The following is a 20,884-nucleotide window of genomic DNA, read 5'->3' as shown; positions in this document are numbered from 1 at the left end:
GTATTATAGGGATGATAGAATGAGCCTGGACCCAAACCCCGAAGTGGGTGACATAACTCGCTCGTGAAGTCGAATTAGGCTTTGCACACGCTAAATCCAAACGATTCGGTTTTATACAATTTCGCATGATTTGGTCTAGGAATTGAAGGGTTCGCTAAGGAAGATTTCCTAATTTGAAAGCAGAAGATTTTTACATAACACTGTCACCCTTTCAGGGTTTTGACGGTTGCTCTCTTCATCTTCAACTACAATACTTTCATCCCTTCGGGATTGTATAAAAAATTCAAAAATATATTAGAATCGAAACCACAAATGCCAGAATAATTTATGGCTTGCGGCCATCTGGAAAACAAACCCGAAGGGTTGAAATTATTATGGAGGATGATCCAATGAGCCGGGATCCAAACCCCGAAGTGGGTGACATATCCCGCTCGGGAATTCGATTTGATAGCCATGCTGGACACTTTAAATCCAAACGATCCTGTTTTGTGCGATTTCGCTTTATTTGGTTTAGGAATTGAAGGGTTCGCTAAGGAAGATTTTCTAATTTGAAAGCAAAAGATAATTTGATATAACGCTGTCACCCTTTCAGGGTTTTGACGGTTGTTCACTTCATCTTCAACTACAATAATTTCATCCCTTCGGGATTGTGCTATATCCTGATATATCGAAACTAAAAACGATTAGTAATTCTGTCTAAAAACAAACCCGAAGGGTTGACAGTATTATAGGAATGATAGAATGAGCCGAGACCCAATCCCCGAAGTTGGTGATATAACTCGCTCGCGAATTTTAGGCAATTCATTGTAAATAAAACGAAACAATAAAAAATCCCTGACAGCGAAACTGACAGGGATTTTTTATTGAATAATTTAAAGTCAAAACTACATGGCGTTTTCTTTGAATTCAATGGAATCAATTGCGAAAAGCGGCTTTCCGTTTGCTTGCGGATTTTTATAAACAAAAACGACTTTGTGTTTTTTGTTATCCACCGGAGCGGTCGTAGCGAGATTAATCGTGCCAGATGTTTCAACTTTTGCCTCGCCGATTTTTAATCCGGAAGGTGAATCAAGTCTTGCTTCCAAAGTTCCGCCTGCTGTTCTTTCCGAACTAACTACGGCAACGGACATGCTCGAAATTCCGGTAAGATCTATATCATCAAAAGCGATAAAACTTCCATCCGCTGAACCTAAAACAACTTCGGGGCCAGCAGGTGTTTTAAACTTCATAAAGCCCTTACCATCATCCAACGTATTTGCCTGGATTTTTGCAGGGCGTAACGCTACTGTTTTCGATCCCGTTAAAGGCCCCATCGAACCATTGCCTTTGTCGGTATAACTTGCTGTGAAAATATACGAACCGTCTTTTTTCTTGGCTTCTGTTACATACGAACTTTTCAAAGGCTTCTTCTCAACAACCTGTTTTTTAGAAAGGGACAAAATGTATTTAACCATTTCTTCAACTTCTTCCGGTTTGTGTTGCGGATGGGCAGCCATCGCTTGTTCTCCCCAAACTCCGCCTCCTCCTTTGATCACCTTGTCCGTTAGGGTTTTTAGTGAATTTCTTTCCTTTTCATATCTTTTTGCAACTTCTATATAGGCAGGACCGATGGATTTTTTGTCTACCGAGTGGCAGGCTTTGCAGTCACTTAGTTCAATAAGACGCTTTCCTGTATCAAATCCTGTATTTGCCTGGTGTCCTTGTGCGAGAACCGTTTTGTCGTAACCTTCCAGATAGTTAATTGTCAGTGTTACTTCGTCTTCGGGAATTGACTTTTTTACCAGACTTCCGTCTTCTTTGTCAATAACGGCAACTTCATAATTAACAGGCTTGTCATTCCAATAAAATGTTTTATTTCCTTTTATGGCTACGTCGACCTGTGGAATTGCATTACCAGCCTTAATTATCACTTCCGAAGTATTGCTGTTCCCGGCATTGTCTGTCACTTTCAGAATGGCAGTGTACTCACCCGCTTTGGTATATGTAAAAGTAGGATTTGGTAAAGCGCTTTTTCCTAAACCTTTACCAAACGACCATTCGTATTTTACAGGATCTCCATCATAATCAATAGACCCTTTTGATGAAAACGTTACTTTTAATGGAACAGCACCAGTCGTGTTTGTTGCTTTCGCAGCTGCGACCGGAACGCGATTTCCTGCGTTGTAAGTGATATGTGAAAGACTGGCCTCATCGTTTTGGGCAAACCAGTTCGGGCCATATTCCAATGTATACAAAGATCCATCATTGGCAAACTGCATATCGATCGGATGACTGAACTTACCGTTCGGCATGAAACGCTCCATGTTCACCAAATTTCCTTCTTTATCCATCGTCACCACATTAATATAGTCGCGAATCCAGTCGTAAGCGAAGAATTTTCCGTTGTAATAATTTGGGAATTTGCTTTTACTTTCCTGATAGTCATTAGAATAAAAGACAGGTCCGGCCATGGCATTACGGCCACCTTTTCCAACGATCGGACCAAATTCAGGCGAATCGGCGTATGGATAATAAATAAACGCAGGCTGTGCTGGCGGCAGCTTTTTCAATCCTGTATTGTGTGGCGAATCGTTGATCGGTGCGGCCGGATCGAATGGTTTGCCGGAAGTGCTATCGGCGAAATTAAACTCGATATATGGTTTATTGTCGGCTATAAATAGTGGATAACCAAAATAACCTGCTTTTTTTGCCTGGTTCACTTCATCATAACCGCGAGGGCCACGCTTTGGATCATCGTTTGAAGCATCAGGTCCAACATCACCCCAATACACATAACCGGTGTGCTGATCAACCGAAATACGATAAGGGTTACGGGTTCCCATCACATAAATTTCTGGTCGTGTTTTATCTGTGCCTGCTGAAAAGAGGTTTCCTTCCGGAATGTCATAAAGATTAGTTCCGCCTGGCATATTCGCACGACGATCGCCGTAACGAGGTTTGATACGCAGAATTTTTCCTCTCAAAGAGTTTGTATTGGAAGAAGAATGGCGGCCATCCCAGCCTTCACGCCCCAGGCGTCCATCAATTGGACCATATCCGTTGGACTGGAATGGGTTAACATCGTCGCCTGTTGACAGGTAAAGATTTCCTTTCGCATCCCAGGCGATCGAACCGCCCGTATGGCAGCAATCTGTCCTTTTAACAGGTACCGTCAATAATGTCTCCTCTGTCGATAAAAGCAATGTATCCTTCACGTCGTCATATTTGAAACGTGATAAGTGTTGTGCGGTATCTGCCTCACTTGATGGAGGAGAATAGTATAAATAAACCAATTTATTCGTTTTGAAATTTGGGTCAATATTCAAACCCATCAGACCGTATTCCTGTTTAACATAAACCGGAATTTCGGCAGCGATCTTCATTTTTCCCGTCTTAGGATTGTACAGTTTCAGCTTTCCTTTTCTTTCAGCTACCAAAACGCGCTGGTCATCCAGAACGACTAATTCCGTCGGTTCATCCAGTTTGCTTACCAATACTTTTTTAGTAAAACGGTTTTCTTCCGGGCGTGCTTTTGAATAATCAAGCGAGGAAGTCATTACGTAATTTAAACCTCCGGTCAGGTGTTTTAAAAATACAGGATTCAAAAAAGTAGCATCTTCGTGGCCGAAGTTGGTATAAAATGCTTTTCCTCCATCATATTCATGGAACCATGACATGGGGTGGTTATCTCCCATTTTGCCATCTTTATATGATTTTTCATCAATGTTCACAAGAACCGTAACCTGAGGGTTGAAGGTTTTAAAATCATAAAATTCGTCTTTAATTTTCCAGCGATCAGGAAAGCCTTCCATAGAAGGATGATTTTTATTTACAGCATATGCCTCACCTTCCTGAACATTAGGATTTCCCGGGTGACTTGCAAAATAAGCACCTGCCAGTTTGTTATACCATTGCCAGTCATATTCGGTGTCAGTCGCTGCGTGAATGCCGAGGTAACCGCCGCCAGCCTGAATATAATGTTCAAAAGCTTCCTGCTGGGTATCGTTTAGAATATTTCCGGTCGTATTAAGAAATATAACGGCGCTGTATTTTCTCAGGTTTTTTTCTGTAAAAACAGTTGCGTTTTCTGTGGTATCTACACCGAAACCGTTTTCTTTACCTAATTTAATAAGTGCGGTCCGGCCGGCCGGAATTGAAGTATGCCGGAAACCTGCGGTTTTAGAGAATACAAGAATACGTTTTTCAGGGGTGACTTTTTGAGCAATTGCGGCAAAACAAACACAAGAGGCGAGAAAAAATGCGCTCAGGTATCTCATAGGTTTTGAAGATAAATAATATTTCATTATCGGTTTATTGGGTTTTTGTAACAAGTCATGGATTACTTTGGAGTAGAGTTTTCTAGACAAAATAGTTGATTTCCCGGAAGGATACAAAGTATTAAATAAAAAAACCTATCAGTCATAAGAACGATAGGTTTTTATTATACTTGTTATTAAGACAACTATTTATTTAAAGTCCTAAAATTCTGCGGTTAAAGGCTTCATCAGCACCTGTACCTGCGAAATCGTCAAAGGCTTTTGTCGTGACTTCAATAATATGGTTCGCAATAAAGGGAGCGCCTTCCGCAGCACCCTGTTCCGGCGATTTGATGCAGCATTCCCACTCTAATACTGCCCAGCTGTCATAATCATACTGTGAAAGTTTGGAGAAAATACTCGGGAAATCCACCTGCCCATCCCCCAGAGAACGGAAACGACCAGCGCGGTCAGCCCAACCTGCAAATCCGCTGTATACACCTTGTTTTCCGGTTGGATTGAATTCAGCATCTTTCACATGGAACGCTTTGATACGGTCGTGGTAAAGATCGATGAATTGCAGATAATCGAGCTGCTGCAATACGAAATGGCTAGGGTCATAATTAATATTTGCTCTTGAATGACCGTCCAGATAATCTACGAACATTTCGAAAGTAGCACCATCAAAAAGATCTTCGCCAGGGTGAAGTTCGTAACAAACATCCACGCCGTTTTCGTCGTAAACATCCAAAATTGGTTTCCAGCGCGCTGCAAGTTCTTTAAAAGCAGTTTCAACCAATCCCGCCGGGCGCTGAGGCCATGGATAAAGGAATGGCCAGGCCAGGGCACCTGAGAATGTCGCGCTTGCTGTAAGTCCAAGATTTTTACTGGCAACAGCCGTATATTTTAGCTGCTGAACAGCCCACTCGGCTCTTGCTTTTGGATTTTTGCGTACTTCCGGAATAGCGAAACCATCATACATATCGTCGTAAACAGGATGAGAGGCCACAAGCTGTCCGATAATATGCGAAGCAAGCTCTGTAATTTCCAGACCTTTGTCTTTCAATTTTCCTTTCAGTTCGTCAGCATAAGTCTGAGATTCTGCAGCAAGTTTTACATCAATAATCCTTGGGTCCCAAATCGGCAACTGAACGCCTTTATACCCAAGATCGGCCATATAAGTCGTTAAACCGTCAAGCGTATTAAACGGAGCTTCGTCACCCAAAAATTGAGCAAGGAAAATTCCTGGTCCTTTTATAGTTTTCATGAGTTTTAATGTTGAATGATGGAATGAGTGAATTGGAGAATGATAGAATGAGTGAATGATAGAATGGGCGGATACAAACTAAGTGGCTCAAATCGTTTTTTTTTGGATTTGGAGAGAATTCTTAAATGTATTCAAAGAATCAATCCTTGTCAATCAACATCGAATGAGCCAAACATTCACTCATTCACTCATTCTATCATTCACTCATTACTATTGTCTCGAATTACTTCTCGCTTTGGATAAAATTTTTAAAATTTCTTCTGCTTCATTCATTAAATTATTTATTTTTTCAATCGGTAAGATTCCGGAATCTGAAATTATTTCGAGCCAGAATAACGATTCGTCAGCTTCTTCAACCGTAATACTTAGTTTGGCAAAAAAACTCTCTGTTACTCCGGGCTCTGCATACCGCCCGATAATTTGCTCCGACTGATGACGCTGATCTCAGAAATTGTTTTCCAATAATACGGGCTTCTTCCGAAGAAGGCAGCGCCTTAAATAACTTTATACTTCTTAGAACAAACTGCTTAGTTCTATCCTTCAAAGCACTTACAAATTCTTCCTTAGTGTGTGTCATTTTAATGTTGAAGGATAGAGTTATAGAATGTGGGAATGATAGAATGAGTGAATGATAGAATGGACGGATACAAACTAAGTGGCTCGAATCGCTTTTTTTTGGATTTGGAGAGAATTCTTAAATGTATTCAAAGAATCAATCCTTATCAATCAACATCGAATGAGCCAAACATTCACTCATTCACTCATTCACTCATTCACTCATTCTATCATTCACTCATTCAAAATTATACAGCCACCCACGCTTGTTTTTTGTTGCTTTCCAGGATTCTTTCACAGATCAGCAACTCGCGGTAACCGTCTGCGAAGGTTGGGAAAGTAGGGTTTTCAGGTTGTTTGCCTTCTGCGATGGCAGCGTAGACTTCTTTGAACATCTGTTTCGATGTATCCGGGAAGCCTTCGTTATGTCCGCCTGGGAATGTGATCAATGAACGGACATCGTCGTTCACAAGCGATGGATCACGCATTAATATTTCATTGCTCTTATCGCGGTTACCAATCCACATTTCGTTTGGCGCCTCAGAAGTCCAGTTGAATGTTTTCTTTGAACCAGAGATTTCCAGAGTCATACGGTTTTTACGACCGGCAGAAACCTGTGACACCGTGATTACCCCTTTGCTTCCGTTATCAAAACGAAGCAGCACGTTTGCGTGATCCTCTGTTGTGATAGGCACATCAGCATAATCTTCCGGCTGAAGCATTTTGCCTGAATAAGTTTCCACCGCTTTCAACGGCTTCTTCCGTGTCTTGTGGATTGTATTAAAATCTGCAAGAACTTCAACCGTTTTCAGGCCAGTGATATATTCCAGTATATCCATCAAGTGAGAACCGATGTCTGCAATGGCGCGGGAATCGCCTGATTTGTCTGGTTCAAGTCGCCAGTTATAATCCGTTTCGTAGAATAACCAATCCTGAAGATAAGAACCGATGAAAGAATAAATTTCTCCAAGCTCTCCACGCTCACGCATTGATTTCATCTGGCGTGCCAACGGGTAGTAACGCAGGTTAAAATGAACGGCATTTACCAAACCAGTTTTGGCAGCAAGCGCAACAAGTTCTTCCGCTTCAACAAGATCCTTAGCTAACGGCTTTTCACAAATTACGTGTTTGCCAGCCAATAAAGCTGCTTTTGATTGGGAAAAGTGAAGGAAGTTAGGTGTACAAATATGGATCGCCTGAATATCGTCCTGTTTAAGCAACTCATCAAATGTATAAGAACGGGCAATTCCCAATGCGTCTGCTTTTTCTTTGGCTGCCTCAGCAGTTACTTCACAGAGCGCAGCTACTTCTACATTAGGAAGTCGTCTAAGCGCTTCGATATGGGCAGGGCCGATAAAACCGGTACCAACTACACCAACTTTTATTTTAGTCATAAAAAAGGTAAAAGGATTGTGAAAAATATTTTAAAGGTATGGGATATGCTCAAAATTCAAAAAGAAGACCAGAACAAGTTCCGATCTTCAAATATAGATTTTTCCAACATCTACTCAAATGTTGTCCACTTTGTGTCAGATTTATCAGAAGCGATTACAGTTTGTACAAACTTCATTCCGCGTAAACCATCCTGAGCCGTCGGAAAATCATAAACCGGATCGGCCTTTTTACCTTCCCAGTGGGCACGGACATGAAGGGCAAAGTTGCGGTATAGATTAGCAAATGCTTCAAAGTATCCTTCCGGATGACCGGCAGGAATGCGGGTATGCACCTGGGCAGCTTTTGACAGATTACCAACTCCGGTACGGATCAGTCTGACGCCTTGCTGTGTTTTATGGATCAGCGTGTTAGGTTCCATTTGCCTCCATTGCAAACCTCCTGTTTCTCCGTAAACACGGATGTTCAGGTCATTTTCTTCTCCATTCGCAATCTGGCTGTTTTGAAGAATACCTTTTGCGCCATTGTCAAAACGAAGCAAAACGTTGGCGTCGTCATCAAGCTGGCGGCCTTCAACGAAAATGGTCAGATCTGCACAAAGTTGTGTGATTCTTAATCCTGTGATATATTCAGCAAGATTTTCAGCATGCGTTCCGATGTCCCCCAAGCCTCCACCCGCACCTGATTTGCTTGGGTCCGTTCTCCATGCAGCTTGTTTGTTTCCGGTTACTTCCACCAATGTAGACAACCATCCCTGCGGATATTCTACAATCACTTTACGAACTTTTCCAATGGCACCCGAAGCAATCATTTCTTTTGCTTCTTTCACCATAGGGTATCCGGTATAATTGTGGGTCAGGCAGAATACCAAACCGGTTTTTTCCACCAGTTCAACAATTTCTTCTGCTTCCTCAACAGTTAGTGTTATGGGTTTATCACAAACTACGTGAAAACCATTTTCGAGAGCCAGCTTTGTTGGGGCAGCGTGAACGTGATTAGGAGTTACAATGGATACAAAATCCATGCGTTCACCTTCGGGAAGCTGTTTTTCTCTAAGGATCATCTCCTCAAAATTCGCATAAACGCGGTCATCGGGTAAATAAAGGGCTCTTCCAGTTTCTTTCGATTTATCGGGAGACGAGCTAAAAGCACCGCAAACCAGTTCAATTTCTCCGTCCATGATAGCGGCACGACGGTGAACACCGCCGATAAAAGCGTCGAGCGTTCCACCCACCATACCCATCCTTATCTTTCGTGACATTCCTCTGGGTTTAAAGTTTCTAAAAAGATTTTACATTCAAAAGAGTAGTAACGGTCACTCTTACTTCTTACAAAGATATATTTAACATAGAAAAAATGTGTCTCAAAATGAAGATTGAGTAGTAGAATTAGCAATTATTTGTTTTTTTTGTGAAAATCTTACACAAAAATTATAACAATCCGTATTAACCTTTATTTCACTTAAATATTAAAACCTTTAGCTCACATGGCTCAAACTGTTAATCATTCCCGGCTGTTTCTCGCCAGTTGTCTTGCCATTATTACCACGGCCTTTTCCTTCAGTATCAGGGCAGGTATCCTTCCCCAGTTAGGAACAGAATTCGGCCTGTCAGCTGAGCAGTTAGGCTTTATCAATTCAATGTTCTTTTTCGGATTCCCGATTTCAATGATTATTGGTGGTATCGTTTATCACTCCGTAGGGCCAAAAATTATCATGCAGGTTGCAGTAGTAGCGCACACTTTGGGTATTATACTTACCATTTATGCAGGCGGTTACGCTGGTTTATTGATCTCAACATTCTTTATCGGATTTGGGAACGGTTGTACCGAAGCAGCCTGTAACCCGATGATCGCCGATATGTATACCAGCAGCAAATTAAATAAAATGCTTGGCCGGTTTCACATGTGGTTCCCGGGCGGGATTGTCATCGGTAGTTTGATCTCTAAATTCATGACCAGCGCCGGTTCATCATGGCAAACCCAAATTTGGATATTGATGCTTCCTACGGTAGTTTACGCATTCTTGTTCTTCGGCCAGGCATTCCCTAAGCCGAAAGTGGAAGGTGTAACTTCAATCGCGAAAAACTTCCAGGCGATGCTTACTCCATTATACATCTTCATATTCTGCTGTATGGCAATGACTGCCATTACCGAGTTTGGTCCTAACCAATGGGTTACAGTTGTTTTGAGCAGTAGCGGAGCAGATGCCATGTTAGTTTTAGCGTTAACCTTCGGTGTAATGACGCTTGGAAGACTTTTCACAGGACCAGTTGTGGCTCGTTTAGGACAAACAGGCGTTTTGTTTGGCGGTTCAATCCTGGCGGCGATAGGAATTTATATGTTTAGCACCGTGACAGGTCCTATTGCATATCTCGCAGCTGTGATTTTCGGTCTTGGCGTTTGTTTCAACTGGCCTATCATGATCGGGTTTGTAGCCCAGCGCGTACCTTTAAGTGGTGCCTTAGGAATGTCAATCATCGGTGGGGTAGGGATGTTGTCGACTTCGATCTTTCAACCATTTATCGGTGCTTGGATTGATGAGGCCAATGCTGAAAATGCAGCAAAAGGACTTACAGGATCGGCATTAGAACTTGCAGCTGGTCAGTCTACACTTGCAACTATGTTAACTTTCCCGCTGATATTGATCGTAGCGTTTATCATCTTATGGGCCTGGAAAGGTAATCCAAAATCTGGTGGGCATGTGGATGAAGCGCAATTGGCGCAACAGCCGCAGCTATAAATTCTTAGGTTACACTGAGGTAAAATGAGTTCAAAAAGAGGACCACAGAGAAATATAACTCTGTGGCCCTCTCTATTTTTCCTCTATGAATCTTCTTTTTAATTATGAAAATTATTTAAGTTTAACAATCGTAACACCCGCTCCACCGCGGTCCGGATGTTCGTCCTGCATACTTGAAACATGGGAATAGCCGCGCAAATGATTGCGTATGAGCGTCCGCAAAATCCCATCTCCTTTGCCATGTACGACGCGAAGTTCATCATAACCGAGCATGATTGCGTTGTCCATAAAGGAATCCAACACACCCAGCGCTTCTTCTCCACGTTTTCCGCGAATATCCAGATTGAAACTGAAATTCATCATCCGCTCATTCAGGTCAACGCCTTTGGAAGCTACTTTCAATTTCTTTTCACCTGTTGCCGCTTTGTAAGTTTTGTTGGAAACTTTTTCAAGACGGTTCAGTTTAATATTTGATTTCAAGTCACCAATACGTATTTCCGCATCTTTTCCTTTTAGCGCCAATACCTCGCCGATGGCGGTTTGCCCTGTAATTCTCACATAACTGCCGATCGTTATCGCTCCGTCCTCCGACTCAAAAACGTTATCCTCAGACGGAAGTTCTTCAACTTCTTCCAGAACAAGATTTTTCTTGCCGAACTTTTCCAGCTCTGTCCGGACTGTTTTGGTTTTTTCCTTCTCCGCCTTGTTTTCCTTGATTTCCCGAATCGTATTTTCAATCAGCTGATTGGCATCGGCAAGGAGATTTTTTGCCTTTTGTTTCGCGTCGTTAACAAGTTTCTTCTCGTTGTTTTCAAGACTGGATTTTAGTTTGGTATATTCTGAAAGTTGCTGCGCAAGTTTTCTTTCCTTAATACCCACCTCAATATTTTTCTCAGCAAAAACCTTCCGTTCAATATCCAGCTCTTTCAATAGTTTTTCAAAACTAACCTGCTGTTTTCCCAGTTTGTCTTTTGCACGATTGATCACTGTATTGGGCAACCCGATTTTCGATGCAATTTCAAATGCAAATGAACTTCCCGGTCTTCCAATTTCAAGCTGATAAATCGGTTCCAGATGTTCTCCGTCAAATCGCATCGCACCGTTTACCAAGCCTTCCGTTTTGTCTGCCAGGACCTTTAAATTTGTGTAATGCGTATTGATTACACCATAAGCACCAGACTTTGTCAGATCTTCCAGAATTGCCTCCGCAATAGCACCGCCAAGTCCCGGCTCGGTTCCCGTTCCGAATTCATCGATCAAAAATAGCGTCCTCTTATTGGCCAGCGTAAGGAAATAACGCATGTTGGTAAGATGTGAGCTGTATGTACTCAAATCATTTTCCAGTGATTGCTCATCACCGATATCAATAAAAATATTTTGAAAAAAACCAATCGAAGAACCGTCAGCCATAGGAACCAGCAACCCGCACTGAAACATGTACTGTATTAAACCAACTGTTTTCAGCGAAACAGATTTCCCTCCGGCGTTGGGTCCGGAAACGATTAAAATACGCTGTTTATCCTGCAATTCAATATTCAGCGGAACAACTTTTTTCCCTTGTTTTTGAAAAGATAAATGAAGCAACGGATGCCGGGCATCTTTCCAGTCAATGAACTGTTTGTTTACAAAAGTCGGATTTGTCGCATTCATTTGAATGGCAATTTTTGCTTTCGCCCGAAGAAAATCCATCAATCCTAAAAAAGCATAGGCCTTTTGTAAGTCCGGGACAAATGGCCGGAGCTGATCCGTAAGATGCATTAATATCCGGTTGATCTCCCGGCGCTCTTCATATTCAAGCTCACGAATTTCGTTGTTGGATTCAAAAACATCAGTCGGTTCTATAAAAACAGTTTGTCCTGTCGATGATTCATCATGAATAAAACCTTTCAATTTACGCTTATGCTCGGCTGCCAGCGGAATAACCATCCTGCCGTTACGCACAGTCAGCGAAACATCCTCGGTGATCCAGCCGCTGCTTTTAGCCGTGCGAAGCATCGTATCCAGTTTTTTCCTGATACCTGCTTGTTCTGAAATCAATTTTTTCCTGATCCGCGCTAATTCGGGTGAAGCTGTGTCGCGTATTTGTCCGCGGTCGTCAATTATTTTATCAATGGAATCTGTTATGGCTTTATCGACACGAACAGTTTTGGCGAATTCACTTAAAAGTGGAAAGGCTTCCGGTTCCTGATTTTCGAAAAAACGAAGACAAAGGCGAATGGTTTGCAGGGAAGCTTTCAAGTCTGAAAATTCTTCCAATGTTAAAAGCATACCCTCGATGGCCGCACGTTTCAAAAAAGGCGTCGCGTCCAGATAATTTTGTGATGGGAAATCTTCACCGATTTCCATCACTTTCTTCATTTCGGCGGTTTGGCTGACCAGTTTTTCAACCATCCCGAAGTTGTCTGAAAAGCGTATTTTTTCAATATAACTGCGTCCAAGCGGACTTATACAAGCTTCTTTTAAAAGTTCGCGCAGTTTGTCAAAACCTAACTTTTGTTCAATCGTATTGGGGTATAACATTTTCCTGTAATTCGAATTTTAGACGACCGGATTTTTGTTGATGATACAATCAGTCGTGATAATTATTTACTTAAATACACCCTGAACTTCCTGTTTTAAGAATGAAAGTGCATGGGTTGTAGGTTGTGTTTCTTTATTAATGACCTGCGCGAAAATCTTTTTTGCCAGCTCAGACGCCGGCGCCTCAGATTCTACTTCCGGTGCAGCCTGATTAATTACGGAGACAATCTCATTCATGGCATTTACGATATGTCCCCAGGCTTCGTCGCTAATGTAAATCTGCTGAGCAAGATTATGATTAAATTCTTCACGAATTTCGTGCAGGAGAATGTGTTGTAATTCCAGTGCGTTAGAAGCGGATGGTACTAATCTAAGCAACAAATTATTAGGCGTAATTCGTTCTAAAAACAGACACATTCGTTCATAGGCTTGCAGGCGCAGTGGCAGCGTTATTTCAGTATTTTTATTATGTAAATCAAAACGCTGTTTTTGAAAAATTTTTTCAGCAACTTGTGTAATCGTCATGTATATTCCATAGGTGAAAACGGCACCTATGATCACGACACTTAGTAACATATAAAATTCCATAGCCTGGTTAGCGGTAATTTAGTTTCGGGATGAAACGTAAAATTACAAGATAAACGAAAAAAGAAGGAAGAAAATAAATTAAATGCGAATTGAAAGGTGCAGTTTACTGTTAGCACTTAGGAAATCCTTGCCCAAGCCAGTGGTAAAGGCTATGCAGATTTTGCCACATTAAATATGACATCTTCATAAATCATACTGTCAATGGGTGATCCAGAAGAAAATTAATTGACCGAGTACATGGAAAACCCAATTCAGCTTACGGATAAAGCCAAAACTGAAATAATAACAACACTGCAAGCGAATAAAATACCCGATACATACGGGCTTAGAGTAGGCATACGCGGTGGCTCGTGCAGCGGCACATTTTTACTTGGCTTCGATACAGCTTCTGATTTTGATCAGATTTATAAAATAGATAACGTAAAAGTGATCATCGACAAAAGACATTTAATGTATGTGCTCGGCGTTCTGGTTGATTATGAAGAGGGTATGAACGGGAGCGGTTATACGGTTTCTGCCCCGGAGAAGAAATGAAAAACGACCAGAAAATTAAACAGTATTAGTCTTCAATAGTTACATGTTTCCAGTTTTCCCCTGAGCGAATTCTGTTCAATTGTGTATGCGTGATACCAAACTGCTTTGCAATCATTTTCAGGCGGTTATTGTCATTTTTAAGCAATTTTTTAATGATCCTGACCTTGCTTTCCGTCAGTTTGTAATTTTTGGTTCGGCGCGGGATTACACGATTTATAAAAGCAGGGTTTTCACGATTGTGATCGATCATCTCCGTTTTAGTTACCCATCTCAGGTTCTCGTAATAGTTATTTTGTTTTTCAAAATCTGTATGAATTACGAATGCGTGGTCGTCACTGGCTTTGTTAACAAAATGTTCTGCAACGAGCTTATGAACGTACCGGTTGATCGTCTTACCGCCAGCCGCACGAATGTTCAAAGAGCGATATCCCTGGATAACCGATCCTTTAATAATCGCACCATCTTTCGGGTTATTTTGAAAACTTTTTAACCTTCCGTAGTTGGACACTTCATAGTGAGGTGCATTTTCTATTTCGGCAAATATGATTTTAGCCCATTTCTCATTCCAAAAACTCCGGCTTATCGTTGGCTCATTCATTGGTTGACATTCGATTATTGTATTGAAAACTTTTTTAAAATATTGTAACGATCAAGTAATACCACAACGTTGAAGACTTAATACTAGTAATGAACGTTGTAAAACAAAAGTTTTTCTTATTTCTTTTTACTCATTATTGACAATGAAAATTACACTCATCATCGGCGCATCAAGTAACTCGACCAGGTATTCTTTTCTGGCGGCCCAAAAACTAAGAGCGATGGGGAATTCTGTTTTACTACTTGGTCGCAGAAAGGGATCAGTAGCGGGGCAGGAAATCCATATTCAGCCTTTGCCTTGGGAAAATATTGACACTATTACTTTGTATATCAATCCGGGTATTCAAACTACTTATTACGATTATATCGTCTCGCTGAAACCAAAACGTGTTATTTTTAATCCTGGTACAGAAAATCGTGAGTTTGAAGACATTTTGGCTTCTAAAAATATCGTACCAGTCAGAGCGTGCACTTTGGTAATGCTTTCAACCGGACAATACTGATATTAAAAAGGAGGGTAGTGGTAGAAAAGCAATAATTTATCAAAGCTCTTTTTTAACGCAAATTTACTTTTATGTGTTTTGAAATTTAAACTAAAGTAGAATTAATTTCATTCTCTGCACGTTCTCTACCATTTAATAAGCGCTGACGCCCACGTAAACCCGCTTCCAAAAGCTGCAAGGCATACAAGATCACCATCTTTGATCCTTCCAGCTTCCCAGGCCTCAGCAAGTGCAATGGGTATAGAGGCTGCAGTCGTGTTCCCAAAGCGTTGAATATTGTTGACAACTTGTTCTTCGGCAAGTCCCATCTGTTGCCTTACATACTCACTGATGCGAATATTCGCCTGGTGTGGTACCAAAATATTCACATCCGAAGATTGAAATCCATTAGCATCCAACGCTTCATTGATCACTTCCCCAAACCTGACGATGGCGTGTTTGAATACCGTGTTTCCATTCATGTGTACGTTAAATCCGCCTTCATCAATCATTTCTGTTGTGGCAGTTCTTCCCGGTCGGCTGCTGCCCGGTTCTTTCACAAAAAGATCTTCCGCGAATCTTCCATCGGCATGTAAATGTGTTGACAAAATCCGGTGACTTTCATCTGAGGTCGCCTGTAAAACTGCTGCGCCTGCACCATCTCCAAAAATCACCGCAGTATTTCTGCCGGCAGTGCTTTTGTCGATCCAGGAAGACTGGATTTCTGAACCAACGACCAACGCAGTTTTATACATTCCTGATTTGATAAACTGATCCGCGATGGAGAGCGCGTAAACGAATCCCGAACATTGCTGACGAATGTCGATCACAGGTATACCGTCCATGCCTAATTCTCTCTGCATCAAAAAGGCAGAGCCCGGGAAAAAATAATCCGGTGTGATGGTGGCGTACACGATAACATCAACCGCATCCGCAGCGATTCCTGCTCTTTCTAGTGCCTGCTTTGAAGCCGCGGCGGCCATACTGTAATTGGTATCTTTTCCGTATTCAAAATACCGACGCTCTTTTATGCCCGTCCTTTCCTGAATCCATTCATCGGACGTTTCCATCCATTTGGTCAGATCGTCATTTGTAACGATGTTGTCAGGAACATAATAACCAAGGCCGGTAATACGGGAAAATGTCATGCGGAATATAATTTGTGTATTTTAAGCAATTCACTAAAATCAGACCATTACACTTAGTATACCGATAGTTATACATCACCTGTCAGTAACTTCAAAACGGATTTGTCTGATCAAACACAAATTTGCAACAAAAAGTCTTTGTTACCAATTCACGCACTTTTTTTAGTGAGATTGGCTGTAACTGATAAAATGATATAGATTACTAAAATCAGGGGAACCGCGAGAATTTTAAAAAAGGCGAGAAGTAAAATCGTCAACAGAAGAAATGAATAGCGGAATTCATTTCCCTGCCAGCCGAAAGATTTGAATTTTAATGCGATAAGTTTTATCTCCGCGATGAGCAGATAAGACATTACAACTGTCAGGAGCAGTAAATTGTTTGTATTGACAATTAATGTTTTCCAATATTCGTCCTGCGTTAGGACAATGACGGGAAGTGAGGCAATTAATAAAGCGTTCGCCGGCGTTGGCACTCCGATAAAGGAATCGCTCTGGCGTGGATCGTTGTTGAACTTTGCGAGGCGGATGGCAGAGAAAATTGCAATTAAAAAAGCAGGATATGCTTTCCAGATCCCCGGCAGGTCGGGGATGCTCTGCATTAATAACTGGTAAATAATAATGGATGGCAAAAGTCCGAAGGTGACCATATCAGCAAGAGAGTCCAGGTCTCGGCCAATGGGCGAACTTACTTTCAGGATTCGCGCAACGAAGCCATCAAAAAAATCGAAAATGAGCGCAACTCCAATCAGACCGCAGGAAATAATAATGTTATTGTGAAACGCCTCCACCACACCAATACAACCGCAAAGCAGATTAAGGCAAGTAAGTACGTTTGGAATATGACGAAGAAACATTTTATAATTTTTCAATACAGGGTTGAGATTCGGGTACTTAATCGAAAATCCAATCAGGGCAACTTTTTTGTAAAGCTATTTTAGAAATGGATTATTCTTCTTTTCAAACCCAATGGTCGTTGGCTCCATGTGGCCCGCGTAAACAGTGTAACCATCTGCCAGCGTAAAAAGTTTGGATTTGATACTATCAATTAGTGTATCGAAATCACCACCCGGGAGATCCGTCCGGCCAATACTTTGTCTGAAAAGTACATCACCACCAATTACAAATTGCTGTTCATCATTTACAAAAGCTACATGACCGGGAGCATGACCGGGCACGAAGATCAGGCGAAGGGAAGAATTTCCAAAAGTTACAACATCGCCTTCATCAAAATATGAATCAATTTCCGGTTCATCAAATCCTGAAAAGCCATAATTTGATGCATAGGTTTTCACCGCTTTCAACAATGGTTCATCGATTTTATGCAGTGAAAATGGAATATCATATTTTGCTTTGACCGCAGCCACTCCCAGCACATGATCAATATGCGCATGGGTATTGACAATTCTGACCGGTTTTAAAGCATTGGATTCAATGAAATCGTAAAGTTGCTGATATTCCGCTTTGTCGTAACAGCCCGGATCGATAATGATCGCTTCGTTGGTTTCATCATACAATAAATAAGTATTTTCCGAAAAAGGATTGAAGACAAAAGACTTGATCTGTATCATTATTTCAAACGTAAAAGATGGGAGAATTCCCGGCAGTATATCTGTGCGAAGTTACGAAATGGAATGTAAACAGCGTCTAATAGTCGCGTTTTTCACTTACGGCTGCATATATGCGGTCAAAAAATAGCAAAATTTGACCTTTGTATTTTGTTTCAGTACCTACACACAGCCAGATTTCTCCGGCAGCATTTGGTTTTACTTCCACGGCGAGATTTGCATTATCCCTGACAATGCTTCGATAAGCGACAGAATCTAATTTATTTCCTGCATTTCCCAAAAGAAGCATTTCTGTTCCGTTTCTGCCAATGGCACCTTTCAGGATCGATGTATTGTAATAACCTGACGATAATACTTTTTTAGGTTCCTCCGTTGACGCACCTGCTTTTATATAGGTGATTCTGCCGGAGCTGCCAACAGTATCGGGGTAGCTTGTTGATAAATTTATTCTATATGCAACCTTGTAAGTAAGGGTGGGATCCAGGCCTGTTATTTTCCGTTTGATAAACCAGAAAAGACTGTCACCTGTATTGGTTCCCTCAACCCGCAGACCACGTAAAGTGCTATCAGTTCTGAAAGGTATGTTGGCGAGGGAGATATTGAATTTTACCGAGGAGTCTTGTCCTGATTCATAGTAAGCAAAATCTCCGGTCCAATCATCTGTGGCCTCCTGAAAGGTGCTGTCAAAGAATGTGATAGGCAGCGGATCCGCGGCGTTATTACACGCAACAAAATAAATGGCTATAATCAAACCCACCAATACGATCCACTTTTTCATGCTTTGCAATCTACTTTTAAATCAATTATTGTTCCCGAACTGTAACTTTTATCATATCATAATAGAGAACGGTTCTTCCTTTGTAACGCGTGTCTTCGCCGATGCAAACCCAGATTTTTCCATCGCTGCCTGGTTTTACAGAAATATTTTTTGAACTGCTGTTACGATTGACCAACTGATATACCGGTCTTGCAGAATTATTCACCAAATTACCAATAATAGACATTTCTGCACCATCCTGATTCCATAGTCCCTTTTTTATGGAAAGGTTATAAAATCCGTTTAAGAGCCTTTTCACGGGTTCCGAAGCGGACGCGCCAGCTTTCAAATTAATTGTGGTACCAACAGCACCGGGAAGATCCGGGAAATTTGTGGCGAGGTTGATATCGAAAGATACGTCATAAGTTTTTTCCGGATTAAGGCCGGCGATTTCCTTTTTGAGAAAAAGAAAAATGCTGTCGCCCACATTTGTTCCTTCCAGCCTGAGACTCCATTTCAGGGAATCTATATCACTTGGCAGAGAATCGCGCTCCATGGCAAACGCCACTTTTGTGGTATCGGCCCGGTTGTAAAGTGCATAGTCGCCAGTCCATCCTTCCACGCCTGACTGGAATTCCGAGGTCATGGTCCTGACTGGATCCACGTTATTTCTTTCCTCACTGTTGCAGGCTGACAGGCTTAACAATATGACCAGTTTTGCCCACGTCAAATATTTCTTCATCAAATTTATTTTCTTTGCGTAGACAAAACTAGTCGAATTATGGAGACGACGGACTAATTAATTACCTTTTCAGCAATGGTCGTTTTGATTTTGTCGTAGTATAATCTTGTTAAACCTTCATATCCCGAATCAGTTCCAACGCATAGCCAGATTTCTCCGTTGGCATTTGCCTTTACTTCCAGAGGTTTTGCCATGTTGTCACGCTGAACAATTTTGTAATCCTCCTTTTCCAGGCCGTTCGCAATGTTACCAAGGATCAAAAAATCTTTTCCTTCCTGCGACTGCGCTCCTTTATCCAGATTGAAATGGTAAAAACCGTCTTCCAGTTTTTTTGCCGGTTCAATCGTCGAAGCGCCGGCTTTCAAATAAACCGAACTGCCTGGGGAACCACCGGCACCAATGCCGTTGGCGGGATAACTTGTTCCCAGGTCAATATTGAATACAACCGTATAAGTCTGGTTGGCTTTCAAACCATTTACTTTTCTTTTCAGAAACATAAACATATCATCGCTCCTGTTGTGGCTTTGCAGCATAAATGCCGAACGCTTTTTGTCCAGGGGTTCAGGAAGCGGTGTTCTGCCTGACCTGAATTCAATAATCGATGTATCAGTGGCTGTGCTGTACTCTGCCAGATCTGCTTCCCAGTTGTTTGTGTTTTGTTCAAAATCAGACTCAATAATAATTCCTGAACGAATTATTTCTCCATTGTCATCACAGGCGGACATACTCACTATCAAGGCCAAACCACCTAAAACAAACCAATTTTTCATAGCTTTAAATTGCATTTTGATAAATAAAATTAATTAACTGTCGCTAATCAAGATTCAAAATGCGGGCGGTTGGTTGGAAAAATGGGCGATCATTTTTCTCTTCCGACCATTTAACGCTGAGGCTAAGCAGGTTTGTATAAAAATTAGCCGATCAAAAATATTGTTGGTTGCTTATGCAAATCCGGCTTGTTTTTTCGCCAATATTTTATCGGGTGAGTTTCGATAAATTGTTCGTCGGAGGTGATATTGGAAGCGATACAAAGCAAGGTGTCAATTTGGCACGAATCCAGCAGGGCGTCCAGAAATGAATTATTCCTGAAAGGTGTTTCCATGAAAATCTGCGTCTGATTTTTTTCAAGAACATCGTGTTCCAACTGTTTCACAGCCTTTTTTCTTTCCGTTTTGTCAATGGGCAGATACCCGTGAAAAACAAACGATTGTCCGCTCATTCCCGATGCCATCAGTGCAAGTAATATGGATGACGGCCCGACAAGCGGCACAACCCGGATACCCACCTGGTGTGCAAAGTCGACAGCGACAGCGCCCGGATCGGCTATGCCCGGACACCCGGCTTCTGAAATAATTCCCGCGTTTTGCGTCAGACTTTTTATCTGGTCTCTTGTTTCTCCGCGTGGGGTATCTTTTGTCAATTCAAAAAATGTGATATTATCGATCACTTTTCCGAGTTTCAGGCTGCTGATAAACCGACGGGCAGTCCGTATATCTTCAACAAAAAGCACGTCTACGTTTGTAATCACATCTTTTATTTGAGGGCTTAATACATTATCGCCCGTTCCTTCTGCCAGAACGGTCGGTATTAAATATAAAGTTATTTCTGACTGACTCATTTGATGCTTTTTTGATTCTATGGTCATCCGTTGTCCGGAAACAGAACCTGTAAATAAAATGCAAAGCTATGAAACGCCGCTTTACTTTGCGCTATTTCAATCAGTTTATGGAAGCTGAAAACGAAATTGTGCTGTGGTTTTCCG

19 protein-coding genes are annotated in these 20,884 nt (G+C 41.6%); 3 read left to right on the top strand and 16 right to left on the bottom strand.

All coding sequences use genetic code 11. The features are described from left to right. Nucleotides 1–884 precede the first annotated feature (884 nt). From AC1XUO_RS00675 to AC1XUO_RS00650, 6 genes are all read right to left on the bottom strand, one after another. Complete coding sequence (locus tag AC1XUO_RS00675) at nt 885–4,256, bottom strand: ThuA domain-containing protein (RefSeq protein WP_483327835.1); 3,372 nt, start codon at nt 4,254–4,256, stop codon at nt 885–887. Between the two features lie 193 nt (nt 4,257–4,449). Further along, entirely contained in the window at nt 4,450–5,502 is a 1,053-nt protein-coding gene (locus AC1XUO_RS00670; protein ID WP_483327834.1) for a sugar phosphate isomerase/epimerase family protein, read from the bottom strand. A gap of 210 nt (nt 5,503–5,712) precedes the next feature. Beyond that, on the bottom strand, nt 5,713–5,865 hold the full coding sequence (locus tag AC1XUO_RS00665) for a four helix bundle protein (RefSeq protein ID WP_483328651.1): 153 nt from the start codon (nt 5,863–5,865) through the stop codon (nt 5,713–5,715). After that, complete coding sequence (locus tag AC1XUO_RS00660; RefSeq protein ID WP_483327833.1) at nt 5,855–6,079, bottom strand: four helix bundle protein; 225 nt, start codon at nt 6,077–6,079, stop codon at nt 5,855–5,857. Before AC1XUO_RS00660 ends, AC1XUO_RS00665 begins: the two co-directional genes overlap by 11 nt. A gap of 226 nt (nt 6,080–6,305) precedes the next feature. Continuing rightward, the gene (locus AC1XUO_RS00655) at nt 6,306–7,451 is read right to left on the bottom strand and encodes a Gfo/Idh/MocA family protein (protein ID WP_483327832.1); all 1,146 of its coding nucleotides are present in this window, start codon (nt 7,449–7,451) and stop codon (nt 6,306–6,308) included. Between the two features lie 110 nt (nt 7,452–7,561). Beyond that, nucleotides 7,562–8,692: a Gfo/Idh/MocA family protein gene (locus AC1XUO_RS00650; RefSeq protein WP_483328650.1), complete on the bottom strand. Its 1,131-nt coding sequence runs from the start codon at nt 8,690–8,692 to the stop codon at nt 7,562–7,564. A 243-nt stretch (nt 8,693–8,935) separates the two neighbouring features. On the opposite strand from AC1XUO_RS00650, the gene AC1XUO_RS00645 reads away from it, so the two are divergent. Next, on the top strand, nt 8,936–10,189 hold the full coding sequence (locus tag AC1XUO_RS00645; protein WP_483327831.1) for an MFS transporter: 1,254 nt from the start codon (nt 8,936–8,938) through the stop codon (nt 10,187–10,189). 111 nt (nt 10,190–10,300) lie between these two features. Here the strand turns inward: AC1XUO_RS00645 and AC1XUO_RS00640 are convergent, their stop codons facing one another. Both AC1XUO_RS00640 and AC1XUO_RS00635 read right to left on the bottom strand, forming a co-directional pair. Then, on the bottom strand, nt 10,301–12,709 hold the full coding sequence (locus tag AC1XUO_RS00640) for an endonuclease MutS2 (protein ID WP_483327830.1): 2,409 nt from the start codon (nt 12,707–12,709) through the stop codon (nt 10,301–10,303). Nucleotides 12,710–12,775: 66 nt separating this feature from the next. Then, a complete protein-coding gene (locus AC1XUO_RS00635; RefSeq protein ID WP_483327829.1) occupies nt 12,776–13,297 on the bottom strand; it encodes a DUF7935 family protein in 522 nt (173 codons plus the stop codon). A gap of 237 nt (nt 13,298–13,534) precedes the next feature. Between AC1XUO_RS00635 and AC1XUO_RS00630 the strand changes: the two genes are divergently transcribed. Continuing rightward, complete coding sequence (locus AC1XUO_RS00630; RefSeq protein WP_483327828.1) at nt 13,535–13,831, top strand: HesB/IscA family protein; 297 nt, start codon at nt 13,535–13,537, stop codon at nt 13,829–13,831. Between the two features lie 25 nt (nt 13,832–13,856). On the opposite strand, the gene AC1XUO_RS00625 is transcribed toward AC1XUO_RS00630, so the two are convergent. Next, nucleotides 13,857–14,429, bottom strand: coding sequence for an HNH endonuclease (locus tag AC1XUO_RS00625; protein WP_483327827.1), 573 nt, complete (start codon nt 14,427–14,429; stop codon nt 13,857–13,859). A gap of 142 nt (nt 14,430–14,571) precedes the next feature. Between AC1XUO_RS00625 and AC1XUO_RS00620 the strand changes: the two genes are divergently transcribed. After that, nucleotides 14,572–14,931 carry a CoA-binding protein gene (locus tag AC1XUO_RS00620; RefSeq protein ID WP_483327826.1) on the top strand — a complete coding sequence of 120 codons (360 nt, stop codon included), beginning with the start codon at nt 14,572–14,574 and terminating at the stop codon, nt 14,929–14,931. A 125-nt stretch (nt 14,932–15,056) separates the two neighbouring features. Here AC1XUO_RS00620 and AC1XUO_RS00615 read toward each other — a convergent pair whose 3' ends face one another. The 7 genes from AC1XUO_RS00615 to AC1XUO_RS00585 all read right to left on the bottom strand — a co-directional run bounded on the left by AC1XUO_RS00615 (nt 15,057) and on the right by AC1XUO_RS00585 (nt 20,740). Next, on the bottom strand, nt 15,057–16,058 hold the full coding sequence (locus tag AC1XUO_RS00615) for a 3-oxoacyl-ACP synthase III family protein (protein WP_483327825.1): 1,002 nt from the start codon (nt 16,056–16,058) through the stop codon (nt 15,057–15,059). 149 nt (nt 16,059–16,207) lie between these two features. Next, nucleotides 16,208–16,912: a CDP-diacylglycerol--serine O-phosphatidyltransferase gene (gene pssA / locus AC1XUO_RS00610; RefSeq protein WP_483327824.1), complete on the bottom strand. Its 705-nt coding sequence runs from the start codon at nt 16,910–16,912 to the stop codon at nt 16,208–16,210. 75 nt (nt 16,913–16,987) lie between these two features. Then, complete coding sequence (locus tag AC1XUO_RS00605) at nt 16,988–17,626, bottom strand: MBL fold metallo-hydrolase (protein WP_483327823.1); 639 nt, start codon at nt 17,624–17,626, stop codon at nt 16,988–16,990. Nucleotides 17,627–17,702: 76 nt separating this feature from the next. After that, nucleotides 17,703–18,401: a hypothetical protein gene (locus AC1XUO_RS00600; RefSeq protein WP_483327822.1), complete on the bottom strand. Its 699-nt coding sequence runs from the start codon at nt 18,399–18,401 to the stop codon at nt 17,703–17,705. A gap of 25 nt (nt 18,402–18,426) precedes the next feature. Further along, nucleotides 18,427–19,122 (bottom strand): hypothetical protein, encoded by a 696-nt coding sequence (locus tag AC1XUO_RS00595; RefSeq protein WP_483327821.1) that lies wholly within the window; start codon nt 19,120–19,122, stop codon nt 18,427–18,429. Nucleotides 19,123–19,175: 53 nt separating this feature from the next. Further along, nucleotides 19,176–19,892, bottom strand: coding sequence for a hypothetical protein (locus AC1XUO_RS00590; RefSeq protein ID WP_483327820.1), 717 nt, complete (start codon nt 19,890–19,892; stop codon nt 19,176–19,178). A 143-nt stretch (nt 19,893–20,035) separates the two neighbouring features. Beyond that, nucleotides 20,036–20,740, bottom strand: a complete 705-nt coding sequence (locus AC1XUO_RS00585) for an SAM-dependent methyltransferase (protein ID WP_483327819.1) — start codon at nt 20,738–20,740, stop codon at nt 20,036–20,038. Nucleotides 20,741–20,884 lie beyond the last annotated feature (144 nt).

This window comes from Dyadobacter sp. HNCC25DJ186 (assembly GCF_056895235.1).
This window is presented reverse-complemented; position numbering and strand designations above follow the sequence as displayed.